This window comes from Rufibacter sp. JT3400010 (genome assembly GCF_054956755.1).
The window spans coordinates 168814-184316 of record NZ_JBUDXA010000004.1; the positions used below are offsets into that span (position 1 = coordinate 168814).

Sequence of the window (15503 nt, forward strand, 5' to 3'; positions counted from 1 at the left end):
ATCAGCCGGTAAACGGACGTACGCGTTTCAGGAAATCTGTTCGCAGAATTTAGCGGCGGCATTCCCAACTCTTTACAGATTTCTGGCTGTTCTTGCCAGGAAACCCTTACTGCCATGAAAATACTGGTCATAGAAGACGAACCCCAAATGCTGGATACCCTGGTGCGTTCCCTGCAACAGGAGCAATACCTGGTAGAAACCGCCACAGACTATGAGAGTGCGCTGGAGAAAGTGTCTATTTATGCCTATGACTGCATTTTGCTGGACATTAACCTGCCCGGCGGCAGCGGACTTTCTTTGCTGGAGGAACTCAAAAAACAGCAGAAATCTGATGGCGTAATCATTGTCTCGGCCAGAAACTCCGTGGACGATAAAATTCAGGGCTTGGAGTTAGGCGCCGATGACTATTTGCCCAAACCGTTCCACATGGCAGAACTGAACGCCCGCGTGAAATCTGTGCTGCGCCGAAGAAAGTTTGAGGGCCAGAATCTTCAGACACTCCAGAACCTGCAGATTGACTTAGACAAGCATCTGGCCTGGGTGAACGGCCAGGAATTGGCCCTGAACCGCAAAGAATTCGACATACTGCTGTACCTGGTCACTAACAAAGACCGGCTGGTAAGCAAAACGGCTCTGACCGAGCACGTTTGGGGCGACTACATTGACCAAGCTGACAACTACGAGTTCATTTATTCCCAAATCAAAAACCTGCGCAAGAAACTCAAAGACCACAGCGCCGAGGTAGAAATCCAGGCCATTTACGGCATCGGGTATAAACTAGTCACGGTATGAAACTGCTCAACCACGCCACGGCTTATTTTGCGGGCTTGCTGCTGGTGGTCATCACGGTGTGGGCGGGAATTTTCTACGTGAACATGCTGGATGAAATCTATGACAGCATAGACGATGGCTTGGGCAACCAGAAAATTCTGGTCATGCAGAAGGCCGCGCAAGACAGTTCGGTGCTGGAACAGCATGATTTTGAGGCTGGATATTTCCGGGTGCGGGAGATTCCGGGCACGCTGGCCCTTCACCACAAAGACCAGTACCAGGACACGCTCATGTACATGCAGAACGAGCAGGATTTTGAGCCCGTGCGCATGTTAACCACCGTGTTCCGGCAAAACGGCAAGTACTATGAAATGCGGCTCATCACGTCAATGGTGGAGGAAGACGATCTTATTGAAGACTTGCTGTACGCGCTCCTGTGGCTGTATTTGGGACTCATTGCCAGTATTCTGGTGCTCAACAACCTGCTGCTGAAAAAAATCTGGCAGCCTTTTTACCATATTCTACAGCGTCTGCAGCATTTCAAGCTGGAAGAAGCCAAGCCGGTGCCGGTGCAGCCCACCCGCATTGCCGAATTCCAGCTCCTGAACCAGACCGTAGAAAAGCTATTGCAACAGAACGTCACAGTCTACCAAAACCAGAAAGCCTTTATTGAAAACGCCGCGCATGAACTGCAAACGCCGCTGGCCATTAGCCTTAACAAACTGGAACTGCTCGCTGAAAGCCAACCGCTGCAGGAAAACCAGTTAGAGCAGATTGGGGCCGTCATGGAAAACCTGGAGCGCCTCACCCGCCTGAACAAGACCCTGCTGCTGCTCTCCAAAATTGAGAACCGGCAGTTTGGCCAGGAAGAAGACGTGGTGCTTTCTGCGCTTTTACAGAAAGCCTTGCGGGACTTTGAAGACCAGATCGCCTTCAAAGACATTACCGTTGAGTTACAGCTAACGCAGGAAGTAATCCTTCAGCTCAACCCTGATTTAGCAGCCATGCTGGTTTTGAACCTGCTTAAAAACGCCTTGGTGCATAATGTACCCGGTGGTTTCCTGCGGATTGAGCTAACCGGTTCTGCCCTGGTTTTTGAAAACTCCGGCAAAAATGCCCAGCCTTTAAGCGAGGAACAGATTTTTACGCGGTTCTTCAAAGACGCTTCTTCCACTTCGTCTACCGGCCTGGGTTTATCTATTGTCAAAGCCATCTGTGACCTGTACGGCTTCCAGTTTCAGTACACTTTTCGGCAGGGGCACACCTTTACGGTCACATTTTAATCCCGTCTTCTTGCCCGTAACCTGCTCAAGTACAAGTCCTCCTTTTTTAGCTTTCTTTCCAGAAAATAGCCTCAAATAATTTTCACTTTTTTCTGCATTCCCAATTGTTTCCTGTTTTGGGTCCGAGCTTTGGGTAAAAATAACCTGAAAAGCTAAAACGAAGACCTATGAAAACGACCTTCTTAACCATCGCCCTGGCGAGTTACAGTCTGTGGGGCTGCAGCCAGAATATTACCCTTGGCCAATTGCCTTCACTGGTGCAAAACGCTGTGCAAGTGAAGTTTCCGCAGGCCAAAGTGATTGACTGGGAGAAAAAAGGCTCCCAGTTTGAAGCCGAGTTTGAGATTACAGGCGTAGACCATACCGTTCTGCTAGACGCCACGGGGCACATACTCCTGCACAAACAGGAGATCACGGCTGCCCAGTTGCCTCAGGAAGTTTCTATGGCGCTCCAAAGAGATTTTGCTGCGTATGTGCTAGATGACTTGGAGAAAGTAGAGAAAGAGGGACAGGTTTATTACCAGGTAGAACTGGAGAACAACAACGAAGACCTTCATAAGGTATATGCTTCCAACGGAGTTCTTGCCAATATCAGCTATTGGGATTAACCCTCCATGACAGATTCAGGTGTGTTCATGGAAAATACCTGATATACAGGAATAAAAGCCAATACTAGGAACAGGAGCAAACCATGTTCCGCTAATTAAAAAGACTTACTAAAAGACAGAATCTTATGAAACGCTTTCAGATAATAGCAACAAGCTTGTTTTTGTCACTCTCTGTACTGGCCTGTGACAACGGCAGTGCCCAGGCTAAAGCCGGTGACAAACCCAAAAAGAACAAAAAACAAAAAACGGTAGAAGTGGCTTCTGAGGCCGTGCAGGTAAACCAGAAATGGGAAGTGCCCGAGATTCTGCGCGAAGTATCTGGCATTGTGTTCCTGGGGAACGGCAAATTTGCCTGCGTGCAGGACGAGGCCGGCGTCATCTTCATCTACAACACCGCCACCAAAAGCATTGACGACCAGATCACCTTCGGCGCCGCCGGCGATTATGAAGGAATCACCTTGGTAGGCAACACCGCCTACGTGGTACGCAGCGACGGACATTTGTTTGAAGTGGCGGACTGGCGGTCTGAAGGCCTGAAGATAAAGGAATATCCCACCTCGCTCACCGAAGCCCACAACGTGGAAGGCCTTACCTATGACGCCAAGCAAAACCGCTTGCTGCTGGCCATTAAAGGCGAGGAAGCCAACGGCACAGACTATAAAGGCGTGTACGCGTTTGACCTGGCTTCCAAAACTTTATCGGCGGAGCCCATTTTCAAGCTCAACCTCAGAGATCCTTTACTGCCGCAAGGACAGGCCAAAAAGCCTAGTAAAATATGGCAGCCGTCAGAAATAGCCATCCATCCGGTGACCGGTGAAGTGTACGTGACCGAGGCTTCTAACCCGCAACTGTTTATCCTGAATGCCGACGGCAGCATCAAGAAACGGCACAAGCTGAATGACGCCGCTTTCTACAAGCCCGAAGGCATTGCGTTCAGCCCAACCGGCGAGCTGTTTATCTCCAATGAAGGCAAAAAAGAGCCCGGCAACATTCTGCAGGTGCAGCTTTCTGAGTAAAATAGCTGAATAGCTGTTATCCTGCTTCAACGTTTAGGATAGATTTCCTTTAAAAGCAGTTCTCCCGTTTCAGACGCGTTTTCTTAAAACGCGCCTGAAACGGGAGAACTGCTTTTTTTAGGGTGCTTCGGTTCTACCGTCAGGACTGGTGCCGTTGTGCCACCACTGCCGCTGGGGTCATGCGCGTTAAAATGGCTTGTCCGGTAATGAGTAACCCTACAATGAAGTGGGGCTCCCAAATGTAATCATGGAAGAAGAAAAGCCACGGCGATAACGCCAGTAACAAGCCTATGGCCAAATCACTCATAATGTGCGCCGACATAGGAATCACTTTCATAACCCCGGTTTCATTGCGGGTCATGAGCGCCTGAATGAGGATCACGACTCCTATTCCAATAGGTAAATAACTTTCCACGCCGCCTCTGTAAAACCCGAATAGCCAGGGCGAGGCAATCAATAAAACAGCGATGAGATAATCCATGATGCCATGGACACTGGTTGGTATAATGCGCATAAGAACCTCCTTCTTTTTAAACTTGCCAATAACTACCTTTTATACGCATAGAAAAGCAGATAGCTGTCACGTTTAATACTGATTTTCAAGTGTTTGAATAGATGTAAATACTGTTTGTGTTAAATAGCTTCTCTTTGTCAAATACTTTTTATATCTTAGTTGATATCAAAATGATATCAAAATAAATAAGTCTATGAAAGCCGAAAAATCGTATCATCCCATCTCAGGTTACACCGTCCTGGTTCTCTTGCTACTGCTTATTGCCGTGGCTGGCGTTTGTGCCTATTACATTGGTGCAGAAATCATTGGGCCGTTTACTTTGGTGTTTATTTTCTTCTGCAAAGGTTTTAAGATCGTGAATCCCAATGAATCCAGGGTACTCACGCTGTTCGGGGAATACACCGGTACCATTAAGCAGAACGGTTTCTTCTGGGTGAATCCCTTTCTGGTGTCTAAAAACATCTCATTGCGGGCCCGTAACTTAGATACCAATCCCATCAAAGTGAATGACAAACTGGGTAACCCCATCATGATTGGCGTTGTGTTGGTATGGCGGGTAGAAGAAACCTTCAAGGCCGCTTTTGAGGTAGACCACTACGAGAATTTTGTGAAGGTGCAGAGCGAATCGGCTATCCGGAAACTGGCGGGCATTTACCCGTATGACAACTTCGAGGATGAAAGCGAGATCTCGTTGCGGGGCAGCAGCCAGGAGGTAAATGATGAACTGGAACGGGAACTGATGGAACGCCTGGCCATTGCCGGTATCCACGTGCTGGAAGCCAGAATCAGTTACCTGGCGTATGCCCAGGAAATTGCCAGCGCCATGCTGCAGCGCCAACAGGCCACCGCCATTGTAGCGGCCCGGGCTAAAATTGTGGAAGGAGCCGTAGGCATGGTAGACCTGGCTTTGCACCAGCTCAATGACAGGCGCTTGGTAGACCTGGATGAAGAACGGAAAGCGGCCATGGTCACCAACTTAATGGTAGTGCTTTGTTCAGATAGAAGCATCCATCCCGTAGTAAACGCCGGAACTTTACACCACTAGCCAATGGCCGAAAAAAAATCGTTCGCGCTGCGCATGAATGCTGAGATGATGAAAGCCGTGGAGAAATGGGCCGCCGATGAGTTTAGGAGTACCAACGGCCAACTGGAGTGGATTGTGCAGGAAGCCCTCAGAAAGGCTGGTCGGCTGCCATCTTCCCCGCAGAGTCCGGCAGAGCCAGAAGCGCAAAAAGATTAACCTCTTTCCTGCTTTTTCAGTAGAAGGACCCCAGAAGCTAAGTTCATGCTCCAACCACCCCGTGCAATCATTCCCGGTACCAGATTATTAAAGAGAATAGATTCCAAAAGCCTATTTTTGCCAATCCAGGCCTTGGTTACTTCTTATATAGTAGAAATACCGGAAGAAATAGGGTAATTACATAAGCAGGTTTGTAGGAAAATAGATAACTTAAGCCTTAGTTTTGGTTTTCAATTAAGAGAACCTACTCAACAAGTCAAATAAAATAGAACTATGGAATACGAAGTGAAACCGGCCGACGGCAGGTTAGGAATCCTGATCCCAGGATTAGGAGCAGTGGCAACCACGTTCATTGCAGGTGTAGAGGCTGTTAAGAAAGAGTTGGCGAAGCCGGTAGGGTCTATCACCCAAATGGGTCGTATCCGGTTAGGCAAACGTACCGAAGACCGTCATCCCCTTATCAAGGATTTCGTTCCTTTGGCTGGGCTGGAAGACATCGTGTTTGGAGGCTGGGACGTGTACGCCGACAACGTATTTGAGGCGGCGGTGAACGCCAAGGTGTTGGAGCCTATGTTGCTGCACGCCGTTAAGTCAGAACTAGAGGCTATTGTGCCCATGAAAGCGGTATTTGACAAGTCTTATGCCCGTAATCTGGACGGTACGCACGTGAAAGAAGGTGGCAGCAAGATGGAACTGGCCGAGGCGTTGATGGAAGACATCCGCAACTTCAAAGAAACAAATGGCTGCGACCGTCTGGTAATGGTATGGTGCGGTTCCACTGAGATTTACATTGAGGAAACTGAGGTACATCAATCGGTTGCCGCCTTTGAAGAAGGTCTTCGCAACAGCGATCCTTCCATCGCGCCCAGCATGATCTATGCGTACGCCGCCATGAAAATGGGCGTGCCTTTCGCCAACGGTGCTCCAAACCTGACGGTAGACATTCCGGCCATTGTGGAGCTTGCCGTAGAAAACGGCATCGCCATCTCTGGGAAGGACTTCAAAACCGGCCAGACGTTGATGAAAACCATCCTAGCTCCAGGTCTGCACGCGCGTGCATTAGGCGTAAACGGCTGGTTCTCTTCCAATATTTTAGGTAACCGCGATGGTTACGTGCTGGATGCGCCAGAAAACTTCAAAACCAAAGAAGTTTCTAAACTGAGCGTACTGGACGAAATCTTCAAGCCAGAGTCTAACCCAGAACTGTACGGCGAGATGTACCACAAGGTGCGTATCAACTACTACCCGCCGCACGGTGACAACAAAGAAAGCTGGGACAACATTGACATCTTCGGCTGGTTGGGTTACCCTATGCAGATCAAAATTAACTTCCTGTGCCGTGACTCCATCCTGGCTGCGCCATTGGTACTGGACTTGGCTTTGTTCACTGACCTAGCACAACGTGCGGGCATGAGCGGCATTCAGGAGTGGTTGTCTTTCTACTACAAGTCACCGCAGACCATTGAAGGACTTGCTCCAGAGCATGATATCTTCAAGCAGTTAATGAAATTGCAGAATACCCTGCGTCACATGATGGGCGAAGACCTGATCACCCACTTAGGGCTGGATTACTACCAAGACCTGGTAGACACCCTGTAAGGGTTTTATGATTTGGATGCACAAACTCATTTCCACTAGTCTGGGTATTGGGTACATAGGCAAAGGCGGCGGCACCGTTGCGGCGGTGGTTACCTGTCTGGTCTGGTATCTGGGACAGAACGGTGGGAATGAGTTTCTTTCCTGGCAGATTGCCCTCACGGTGCTCATTACGGCGGTGGGCGTTTGGTCTTCAGACGCAGTGGAGCCGTTTTGGGGCAAAGATGACAAGAAAGTAGTCATAGACGAGGTGGCCGGTATGTGTATTGCGTTGCTGGCGGTGCCCGTAACCATTCCGTATCTGCTGGCCGGATTGGTTTTGTTCCGCTTTTTTGACATTGTCAAACCCCTCGGTATCAGAAAAACCGAGAGACTGCCCGGCGGTTGGGGCGTCATGCTGGACGATGTGCTGGCCGGCGTCTGCGCCAACCTTATTCTTCAACTAGTGATTTACATAAAGTTGTTTTAGATGCTCACCTTCTTAAAGGCACAAACTGCCTCTGTGGGCGCCACAATTATTGATTTTCTGGTAACCGTTTTAGCGGTAGAGCTCTTTGGAAGTTGGTACGTGATGGGCACCATCCTGGGAACCGCCTCCGGCGGGGTCGCCCATTTTGCCTTGAGCAGAGAATGGGTTTTCCACGCCGAAGATACCCGAGTGTCTACGCAGGCCATCAGGTACTTTATCATCTGGAATGGGAGCCTGGCGTTGAATGCGGCCGGTATTTACATCATTACCCATTACGCGGGCATCAGTTATCTTATCTCTAAAGTAATTACCTCTGTAGTGATTGGCGTAGGCTATAATTATCTGCTGCAAAAGAAATTTGTCTTTAAAAAAAATACCACATACAGTTAATCCTTTCTTACTGGGTACATGGATGCAATCAAAGGAATGGAGCTAGATTCTTTAGACAAGAAAAAGAAGGGAACCGGGGAGAAAGCCTGGAAGGTATTTCTGCAACAGGGCATCTACAAAATTGTGAACCCTTTTGTCCGGCTGCTGATCAAACTCGGGTTTACCCCCAACGCGGTTACCACCACCGGGTTCATCATGAACGTAGGCGTAGCGGTTATCTTCGTGATAGGCGGGGAAAGCGAGAACCGCAATGACTTTTCTTACGTGGGCTGGGCCGGATTCCTGATCATGATGGCCGGTCTGTTTGACATGCTGGACGGCCAGGTAGCCCGCATGGGAAAAATGGGCTCCACCTTTGGGGCTTTGTTTGACTCCGTGCTGGATAGGTACAGTGAACTGGTGATGTTTCTGGGTATCTGCTACTACCTAATGGCGCACCATTACTTCCTCAGTTCACTGTTCGCCTTTATTGCCATGATTGGTTCCATGATGGTGAGTTACACCCGCGCCCGCGCCGAAGGTCTGGGCGTGGAATGCAAAGGTGGCTTCTTCCAGCGCCCTGAGCGCGTGGTATTGATTGCCCTGGCAGGCATGTTCTGCGGGCTTACGGCGGCTATTCTAGGCGGAGATTTCAAGTTGTATGTGCCAGGCATTCCCTTTCACATCTTTGAAACCATGTCTGTCTTCACTATTCCTATTACGGTGCTGGCGGTTTTCACCAACGTGACCGCTGTAACCAGGTTAATGGAAGCCAGGCACGCCATTGAATTGAAAGAGAAAAACCAAGCGTTAAACCAATAAACGTCATGTAATTTGCTGGCTTTGCCGAAGTTTTCAGCAGAGCTTATAAGAGGTGTTTTGGGGCTGTTTTGTAGAAACTAGCCCTAAAACACCTTTTTATTTGATAGTAAGGGAAGTTGGCTCAAACAGTTCCAGCATGGGTTCGCCCTTTTGGTTAGGAACTGGAAAACCCAAAAGCTCTGCCGTGGTAGCAGCCACGTCTACCTGCGCCCGTTCTTTGGTAACAGGCGCCCCAACTTTTACATCTGGCCCCAGCGCTAACAAGCTGATGTGCCGACAACCTTCACATTTGTCCCCATGATTCTCAAAACGATTACCTACATGGCGGCCATGGTCATTGGTCACCAATAAGGTAGTCGTGTTCTTGTAATGCGGATTCTCTTGTAGCCAGTTCCAGAACTCGTAAACCAGGCGGTCGCTCTGTTGAATGGCTTTAATGTACCCGTCCCAATTCCCCGCGTGGGCTTCTGAGTCTGGTTCGCGGAGATTGATGAGGACCAACTTCGGTTGGTGTTTGGCCAGCACTTGCTTGGTAATGCGAATGGTGGTGGTGTCAGCACGGTAACCGGTTCCGAAACCTTTCACGCCGCAATTCACCGATGGTGCAAAAGCCGCAGCCGGGCTGGTGCTGTTAGTGCGGGCCAGAATCTCCAGTTTGTCTTTGCTCGTGATCACCCAGGTATCTTTGGCAGGAGCGCCGGTGTGTTGCCGGTAATAATGGAAGATGGACGGGTTTTCAGGGAGTTCGCTGCCGTCATTGTCTATTTTTTGGTGGTGCCCGGTCGTCAAGGCCACGTGGCCAGGATTAGTGAGCGTAACCCCTTCGTTGTAAAACCGCGGATGGAAAACTCCCTTAGGGGCCAGATCCTTCGCCATGTGCGGAATGTTGGTGTAGGTAGAATCTCCCCAGGAATCTGAATACCGCACGCCGTCAATCACCAGAATGATCACGTTTTTAGTGGCGTACTTGCAGGGCTTTTCTGGAAGAGAGCCAAAAGGCCGAAAACTGCTTGAAAACAAAAAAGTAACGACAAACTGAAAGGCTAGAGCCGTGACATTGAGCATGGAGGCGTCAAGTTTGGTGTTCTGCCTTATTACGGATACAGCAGGTATTTTGCTCGCACTTGGTTGAAATAAGTCAGTTCATCGGCCCAGGCCGAAAGAATATCTTTAGGGGCAGCGCCAGCCTGTAGACGCTGCCGGATGGTATCGGTTTTCCAGAGACCATCTAAGCGGCTGTTCTTCCACTCCAGTTGCGTGGGGTACAACGTCTTGAGGGCATGGATAATGTACACCGATAGTTTAGCTGCCTCTAACTTGTTTCTGTCTGTCACAATGGCCTGCGCACCCGAACAGGTCTGCCCCACAAACTTAGGCGGATAAATTCTGATGCCGTCTACCACACTGTCAGGTTTGAATTGAACAGGTTTGAACGTGACGCCGGGTAGTTTGTAGCTGTTCAGTTGCTGCGCCAGTTTCTCGCCGTTTATCCAGGGAGCGCCAATAAACTCAAAGGGCTGCAGGGTACCGCGGCCTTCAGAAACATTGGTACCCTCCAGAATACAGGTGCCGGGATACAAAGTGGCGGTGGTCAGGTTGATCATGTTAGGCGAAGGCTTGATCCAGGGCAAGCCGGTTTGGTCAAACCATTGGCTGCGGGTGTAATGTTGCAGGGGAATCACCTTGAGGTCGGCTTGGGGTAGTTTTTTGGCGGCGCGTTCCCCGTTGAACATGCGGGCTAATTCGCCCACGGTCATGCCGTGGGTAATGGGCAGGAAGCTGGGTCCGGTTACGGGTTGCTTAGCGTTTTTGCCTATGGCGCCGTCCACGTACACCCCGGTAATGGGGTTGGGCCGGTCCAGCACCAGCATCAGTTTCTTGTTCTCGGCGGAGGCTTCCAGCACGGCGGTCATGGTGGCAATGTAGGTATAGTAACGGGCGCCCACATCCTGAATATCGAAAAGAAGCACGTCTACATCCTGGAGCATCTCGGGCGTTGGTTTCCTTACGTTTCCATAGAGCGAGATAACTTTAAGGCCGGTTTTTTGGTCTACGTCATCAGACACGTGGGTGTCGGCCTCACCTCTAATGCCGTGCTCGGGACTGAACAGCTTGACCACTTTCACGTCTGAGCGGGCGTGCAGCAAATCTACCAAGTGGCTTTTATCTGGCATCACACCCGTGTGGTTGGTGAGAATGGCCACCCGTTTGTTCCGGAGCAAAGGCAGGAATTCGGGCGTGACCAAACGCTCTATGCCAATGACCACCCGGCTGGCCGGAGCATCAGAGTTAGCGGCTTTCTGTGACTGGGAAAAGGCCGTTGCCTGCAAGAGCAAGAGCACGGGCAACAAGAGGAGGACGCGGAAGGGAGAACGTATCTTCATGCTGCCAATATAGCAAAAGCCTCTACATGAGCGTTCTGTCTTAGCCCCGTTTCCTCTAAAACATGCCTAAAATAGAGGTAGCTACCTTCTGGATGATCGTGCGCCTTTGAGAGTTGAGACCCTACAATCCACCTCTGCTCCCTGAGGAGGGGAATACGCCTGTGAAGAAGATAGGGGTACAATGGCTGTTCACCGTTCAGGATTCACCAACCCGAAAGAGCAGAAGAGCATACTTGAGCAAACGTTGTTGAGGCTCTCGCCTCACGGAAGTTGCAAACTTCCGAACATAGTAGGTCCAAGTCATAGACTTGAACCATGGTTTGTGATACAGGTGAAAAAATAACTTCCGCTACTTTTCCGTTTCCAGTCTTTCCCGAGCGCGCCTCGCTTTTGGCCTGGAATAGCAAAAATAAGCGCAAAAGACACTTCAGGCCGAAAGGGCAGTGCGGGAGGGGAAGACGGGGCCTCGCGGCCGTGAGCGCACGGAGGGTAACCATGCAACAACAAAGCATAAGGGCACCGCATCCACCACCCGCCACGCCAGCGACAGGCATAAGGCGTGAACAAAAGAATCATGTACTAAGTGAGCCACTAGTAGCCTGTTATCTGCTATAGCCCATCACCGTATTGAAAATGCTGATTCACGGTTACCGGTAGTTTGCCTTGCGGAGTCAGTTCGCCCATGATCAGTTTGGCGGCGGCGGCCTGCACGGCGGGCAATTGCTGGTAGCCTACTATAAGTGTGGTAGCTTGATGCATGTCTTCAAAGCGGTTGAGGGTGTAGGCATTGTCAAACAGCACCACCACGCACCGTTTCTTCCGGATTAGTTCATTGACCAAGGCCCTTTCCTCGGGCGTGAAGCCTAAGTTGTTGCTGGGCCTGATGCTGGGTCCGTAAATGCTGATGAGCACGAGGTCGTATTTCAGGATTTCCTTCCGCAGCTTTTCTATGTCTTTTTTATTGGAGCGGCGCGGCAGAAAGAAGTCTGAAGTATTGAGCTTTTCTTTGATCTTTCTCTGAAAGAAGGTAGTTCTGGTACCGCCCACCGCCAGACTGGCTATTTTCCGGTTTTTCTTGTTCTCCAGCGGAATCAGCTTGCGCTTGTTCTGTACCAGTGTGAGCGATCCTTCGGCTAACCGCCGAAGCATTTCCTGGGCGTGGGAGGTGTGCAGGTCCTGGTACAGGTTCTCCAGTTGGATAGGTTTGTATTTGTTCAGCCCTACCCAATACTTAGCCGCCAGTACTTTTTTGCAGCGCCGGTCAATCTCTTTCTGGCTTAGTCGGCCTTGCTTAATGGCGGCTTTAATGGCTTCCAGGGCTTTGGGCACGCTCACCAGGCGTTCCACCACATCATTGCCTGCTTCCAGGGCCATGACTTCGGCCTCGCCGGGTTTAAAGTATTTGGTGACGCCTTTCATGACCATGGCATCGGTGAAAATGAGACCGCCGTACCCGAATTCCCGCTTCAAAATGCCGGTTACAATGGGTTTGGAGAGCGAGGCCGGTAAGTTGGCGGTAGAATCCAGCTTGGGCAGGTGAATGTGCCCTACCATAATGCCGCCCACGCCGCTCTGGATCAAGTGCCGGAAGGGGTAGAGTTCCAGGGAGTCCAGACGTTCACGGCCGTACGGAATCACGGGCAGGTCTAAGTGCGAATCTACTTCGGTGTCGCCGTGGCCGGGGAAATGCTTGGCAGTGGCAATGATACCGTTGTCTTGCATGCCCATCATCTGAGCCAGACTTTTGGAGCTCACATCATCTTTGTTTTCGCCGAAGGCCCGGTAACTGATGATGGGGTTTTTGGGGTTGTTGTTCACGTCTACCACCGGCGCGAAGTTAAGGTGCATGCCCAGCCGTTTGAACTCGAACGCCATCTCGGCGCCCATCTGGTAAATAAGGCTGTCATTGTTGATGGCGCCCAAAAGCATGGGCAGCGGGTATTGCATGGCGCTGTCCATGCGCATGCCAATCCCGTTTTCGGCATCCATGCCAATCCACAGCGGAATTTTAGAAGCGGCTTGTAAACGGTTGGTCATTTTGGCTTGCCGCACGGGCCCGCCCTGAAAGAAGATAAGTCCGCCCACTTTGTAGCGCCTGATGAGCATGCGTACGTCTTCTTCGTGCTGCGGCCCCTGATTGGAGAATACCTCAATCATCATCAACTGCGTGATGCGCTCATCTGGGGTCATGCGCCGGAAAACCGAGTCCACCCACTTGTTTTTCCGGTTGAGGGTAGTGATGAGTTCGTTGGGGTATTGGATGGTGTCTTCGGGCGAGATAGGTTCCGGTTTGAACACCACCGTATCCTCGGCATGCGGATTTTTCTTTTTACATGCCGAAAACGTGAGGCCCGCCAGCAACACTGCCAACAAACAGATAAAAAAAGCAGGCCTTAAACGAGAGGTTGAACACATAGGTAGCCGCAAAAGTCAGTCATTCTGTTGCCTTCTCGGAGGAAGGTTCGGAAAGCCCTTTCCTTACGGAGTAAGGCAGAGATGGTTGATGTGGCGGGCAGTAGTAAGCTGAATTAGTAAGAATACTTTTTAGTAAATTCTTTGGAAACAGGCAATAAATGGGGAAACCAGGTTGCTGAATCCGGTTCAGAAATAAAGCACTTGGTTTGCTCTGGTTGTACTCAGCTATTTGAAATACAAACTGCTAATTTTGCTGAATTAAGAGAGGGCTGTTTATTTCATCAGTTGGTTAAATTTTTTGATGGCACCATGAGGATTGTAGCCGCTTTCTATGACAGCCTTATGCCACAGTTCATACATTAGATTGAGGTTATACATATCGGGTACATCAGAATCTTTATGCTTCTGGACGATTTTCTGGTATTCAGGAGTTTTAAACAAAAGCAGTATTTTTTCTATTTCTTCTTTAGTTGTAATTGGTTGCAGCTTGTTTAACTCCGTGAGAAATGGCTGGGTATAATAAGTTAAGCTAAATCTGCTTTCCAAATAGCTTTGTTTCAGATTCAAGGTGTCTATCTGAGTTTTGGTGTAATGCTTTGGTTCTGTGATGTAAGACAAGGTTTTTTTGTTCACCCTATGAAAAGCCACGGCTAAGTATCTGTCCGCAGGGTAAGGGTCAGGGGTAAGTGGAATGGAGTCCAGTCGCTCCACCTTAAGAACTGTAAATTCTGATAGCTTTTGGGTTGCTAAAATTTTATAATGTCTATATGGCTTTTTGGGGCAGCTTAAATTTGTAAAACACCTATATATGTATATGGTGTCTCTGTTTTGCTCTAGTTTCTGGAAGCCTTCTTCTGTGAAAATGAAGTAACCAGTATCCAAAACTTTTTGGCCATGTGTGGTGATGACTATGCATAGTAGAGAAATAAGAATGAGGATGTTTTTCATATAAGGCTGGCAAAACAGAACACCTCAATATACCATATAGACCTTTCAAATCAGGGTTGTTCTGATTTTATTTATTAATGCGGACAATGATGCTATTCTTAAGATTTGGCCCAATGTTTTGTTAGGAATGGGATACTTCAGAAACAAAAGCGCCTTTGCCGAAGGTATCTCCGGCAAAGGCGCTGCTATTGGTAATCTGTTTTACGCTTATTTTTTGAAAATCTCGGCAAAAAACTGTTGCATGTCTGCCCAGGAGCGGCGGTCTGCATTGGCGTTGTAGGCGGCCCCTTTGGTGATATCTGTGCCTGCGTTTGGGTTGGTGAACGAGTGAACGGCCCCGCTGTGCGCCACGAACTGGTAGTCTACTTTGGCATCATTCATTTCTTTGAAGAAACCGTCCAGTTCGGCTTTGGGTACGAAGGGGTCAATGGCGCCATGCTCTACCAGTACTTTGGCTTTGATGTTCTTCGCATCGGCTAGGTTGGGGGTGCCCAGACCTCCGTGGAAACTCACTACCCCCGCTACATCGGCTCCGCTACGGGCTAGTTCCAGCACGGTAGTACCGCCAAAACAATAGCCAATGGCGGCAACTTTAGCGGCATCTACGTTGGTCTGTTTCTTTAACTGGGTTAGGGCCGCATTTACCCGCTGGCGCAGCAACGGAACATTGTTCTTGTATTTTCCGGCTTCGGCCCCCATGGCCTCTGGAGTGGTAGGTCTTACCCCTTTGCCGTAAATATCGGCGGCGAAAGCCACGTAGCCCATTTTGGCCAGTTGGTCGCATCTCTTTTTGGTGTAGTCGCTGAGGCCGTTCCACTCGTGCACCACCAACACGCCCGGCAGTTTTCCTTTCTTAGAGGCATCATAGGCAAGGTAACCTTCTAAGGTAGTGGAGCCTTCTTTGTACTCTACCAACTGCGTTTTAATTTGTTGGGCCTGGGCAGAAAGATGTGCCAGCAAGGCGAAAATGAAAACAAAGGCAAGGGAAAGTTTTTTCATAAGTAGAAAGTGGTTTAAGGTTTAAAGTGGCAGCGGTTTCCCACGCAAAGGAAGTGCAAAAATAAAAGC

General features: G+C 49.6%; 16 protein-coding genes. 10 read left to right on the top strand and 6 right to left on the bottom strand.

Going from position 1 to position 15503, the window contains the following annotated elements:
* Nucleotides 1–114 precede the first annotated feature (114 nt).
* The 4 genes from ACY0JR_RS05805 to ACY0JR_RS05820 all read left to right on the top strand — a co-directional run bounded on the left by ACY0JR_RS05805 (nt 115) and on the right by ACY0JR_RS05820 (nt 3678).
* Nucleotides 115–792, top strand: coding sequence for a response regulator transcription factor (locus ACY0JR_RS05805; RefSeq protein WP_462632999.1), 678 nt, complete (start codon nt 115–117; stop codon nt 790–792).
* Entirely contained in the window at nt 789–2054 is a 1266-nt protein-coding gene (locus ACY0JR_RS05810) for a sensor histidine kinase (RefSeq protein ID WP_462633000.1), read from the top strand. The genes ACY0JR_RS05805 and ACY0JR_RS05810 overlap by 4 nt, the downstream gene beginning before the upstream one ends.
* Before the next feature lie 167 nt (nt 2055–2221).
* A complete protein-coding gene (locus ACY0JR_RS05815) occupies nt 2222–2662 on the top strand; it encodes a PepSY-like domain-containing protein (RefSeq protein ID WP_462633001.1) in 441 nt (146 codons plus the stop codon).
* Nucleotides 2663–2823: 161 nt separating this feature from the next.
* The gene (locus ACY0JR_RS05820) at nt 2824–3678 is read left to right on the top strand and encodes a hypothetical protein (protein ID WP_462633002.1); all 855 of its coding nucleotides are present in this window, start codon (nt 2824–2826) and stop codon (nt 3676–3678) included.
* 139 nt (nt 3679–3817) lie between these two features.
* Here the strand turns inward: ACY0JR_RS05820 and ACY0JR_RS05825 are convergent, their stop codons facing one another.
* Entirely contained in the window at nt 3818–4192 is a 375-nt protein-coding gene (locus tag ACY0JR_RS05825) for an SPW repeat domain-containing protein (RefSeq protein ID WP_462633003.1), read from the bottom strand.
* Nucleotides 4193–4385: 193 nt separating this feature from the next.
* On the opposite strand from ACY0JR_RS05825, the gene ACY0JR_RS05830 reads away from it, so the two are divergent.
* From ACY0JR_RS05830 to ACY0JR_RS05855, 6 genes are all read left to right on the top strand, one after another.
* Nucleotides 4386–5237: an SPFH domain-containing protein gene (locus tag ACY0JR_RS05830; RefSeq protein WP_462633004.1), complete on the top strand. Its 852-nt coding sequence runs from the start codon at nt 4386–4388 to the stop codon at nt 5235–5237.
* 3 nt (nt 5238–5240) lie between these two features.
* Nucleotides 5241–5432, top strand: coding sequence for a type II toxin-antitoxin system antitoxin (locus tag ACY0JR_RS05835; protein WP_462633005.1), 192 nt, complete (start codon nt 5241–5243; stop codon nt 5430–5432).
* Nucleotides 5433–5705: 273 nt separating this feature from the next.
* Entirely contained in the window at nt 5706–7031 is a 1326-nt protein-coding gene (locus ACY0JR_RS05840; protein WP_462633006.1) for an inositol-3-phosphate synthase, read from the top strand.
* A 7-nt stretch (nt 7032–7038) separates the two neighbouring features.
* A complete protein-coding gene (locus ACY0JR_RS05845) occupies nt 7039–7497 on the top strand; it encodes a phosphatidylglycerophosphatase A family protein (protein ID WP_462633007.1) in 459 nt (152 codons plus the stop codon).
* A complete protein-coding gene (locus ACY0JR_RS05850) occupies nt 7498–7887 on the top strand; it encodes a GtrA family protein (protein ID WP_462633008.1) in 390 nt (129 codons plus the stop codon). It begins immediately after the preceding gene.
* A 36-nt stretch (nt 7888–7923) separates the two neighbouring features.
* Nucleotides 7924–8688 carry a CDP-alcohol phosphatidyltransferase family protein gene (locus ACY0JR_RS05855; protein WP_462633009.1) on the top strand — a complete coding sequence of 255 codons (765 nt, stop codon included), beginning with the start codon at nt 7924–7926 and terminating at the stop codon, nt 8686–8688.
* Between the two features lie 96 nt (nt 8689–8784).
* On the opposite strand, the gene ACY0JR_RS05860 is transcribed toward ACY0JR_RS05855, so the two are convergent.
* The 5 genes from ACY0JR_RS05860 to ACY0JR_RS05880 form a co-directional block, all read right to left on the bottom strand.
* Nucleotides 8785–9639 (bottom strand): alkaline phosphatase family protein, encoded by an 855-nt coding sequence (locus ACY0JR_RS05860; protein WP_462633010.1) that lies wholly within the window; start codon nt 9637–9639, stop codon nt 8785–8787.
* Nucleotides 9640–9782: 143 nt separating this feature from the next.
* A complete protein-coding gene (locus ACY0JR_RS05865; RefSeq protein ID WP_462633011.1) occupies nt 9783–11072 on the bottom strand; it encodes an exo-beta-N-acetylmuramidase NamZ family protein in 1290 nt (429 codons plus the stop codon).
* A 609-nt stretch (nt 11073–11681) separates the two neighbouring features.
* Entirely contained in the window at nt 11682–13487 is a 1806-nt protein-coding gene (locus tag ACY0JR_RS05870; RefSeq protein WP_462633012.1) for a glycoside hydrolase family 3 protein, read from the bottom strand.
* 273 nt (nt 13488–13760) lie between these two features.
* Nucleotides 13761–14435, bottom strand: a complete 675-nt coding sequence (locus ACY0JR_RS05875; protein ID WP_462633013.1) for a hypothetical protein — start codon at nt 14433–14435, stop codon at nt 13761–13763.
* A gap of 207 nt (nt 14436–14642) precedes the next feature.
* Complete coding sequence (locus tag ACY0JR_RS05880) at nt 14643–15434, bottom strand: dienelactone hydrolase family protein (RefSeq protein WP_462633014.1); 792 nt, start codon at nt 15432–15434, stop codon at nt 14643–14645.
* Nucleotides 15435–15503: the final 69 nt, after the last annotated feature.

What these genes read in the sequence shown, in the direction of transcription:
- ACY0JR_RS05835 (WP_462633005.1), top strand. Translation starts at nt 5,241, where the DNA reads ATGGCCGAAAAAAAATCGTTCGCGCTGCGCATGAATGCTGAGATGATG.
- ACY0JR_RS05875 (WP_462633013.1), bottom strand. Translation starts at nt 14,435, where the DNA reads ATGAAAAACATCCTCATTCTTATTTCTCTACTATGCATAGTCATCACC.
- ACY0JR_RS05805 (WP_462632999.1), top strand. Translation starts at nt 115, where the DNA reads ATGAAAATACTGGTCATAGAAGACGAACCCCAAATGCTGGATACCCTG.
- ACY0JR_RS05880 (WP_462633014.1), bottom strand. Translation starts at nt 15,434, where the DNA reads ATGAAAAAACTTTCCCTTGCCTTTGTTTTCATTTTCGCCTTGCTGGCA.
- ACY0JR_RS05850 (WP_462633008.1), top strand. Translation starts at nt 7,498, where the DNA reads ATGCTCACCTTCTTAAAGGCACAAACTGCCTCTGTGGGCGCCACAATT.
- ACY0JR_RS05870 (WP_462633012.1), bottom strand. Translation starts at nt 13,487, where the DNA reads ATGTGTTCAACCTCTCGTTTAAGGCCTGCTTTTTTTATCTGTTTGTTG.
- ACY0JR_RS05865 (WP_462633011.1), bottom strand. Translation starts at nt 11,072, where the DNA reads ATGAAGATACGTTCTCCCTTCCGCGTCCTCCTCTTGTTGCCCGTGCTC.
- ACY0JR_RS05815 (WP_462633001.1), top strand. Translation starts at nt 2,222, where the DNA reads ATGAAAACGACCTTCTTAACCATCGCCCTGGCGAGTTACAGTCTGTGG.
- ACY0JR_RS05845 (WP_462633007.1), top strand. Translation starts at nt 7,039, where the DNA reads ATGATTTGGATGCACAAACTCATTTCCACTAGTCTGGGTATTGGGTAC.
- ACY0JR_RS05810 (WP_462633000.1), top strand. Translation starts at nt 789, where the DNA reads ATGAAACTGCTCAACCACGCCACGGCTTATTTTGCGGGCTTGCTGCTG.
- ACY0JR_RS05830 (WP_462633004.1), top strand. Translation starts at nt 4,386, where the DNA reads ATGAAAGCCGAAAAATCGTATCATCCCATCTCAGGTTACACCGTCCTG.
- ACY0JR_RS05855 (WP_462633009.1), top strand. Translation starts at nt 7,924, where the DNA reads ATGGAGCTAGATTCTTTAGACAAGAAAAAGAAGGGAACCGGGGAGAAA.
- ACY0JR_RS05840 (WP_462633006.1), top strand. Translation starts at nt 5,706, where the DNA reads ATGGAATACGAAGTGAAACCGGCCGACGGCAGGTTAGGAATCCTGATC.
- ACY0JR_RS05825 (WP_462633003.1), bottom strand. Translation starts at nt 4,192, where the DNA reads ATGCGCATTATACCAACCAGTGTCCATGGCATCATGGATTATCTCATC.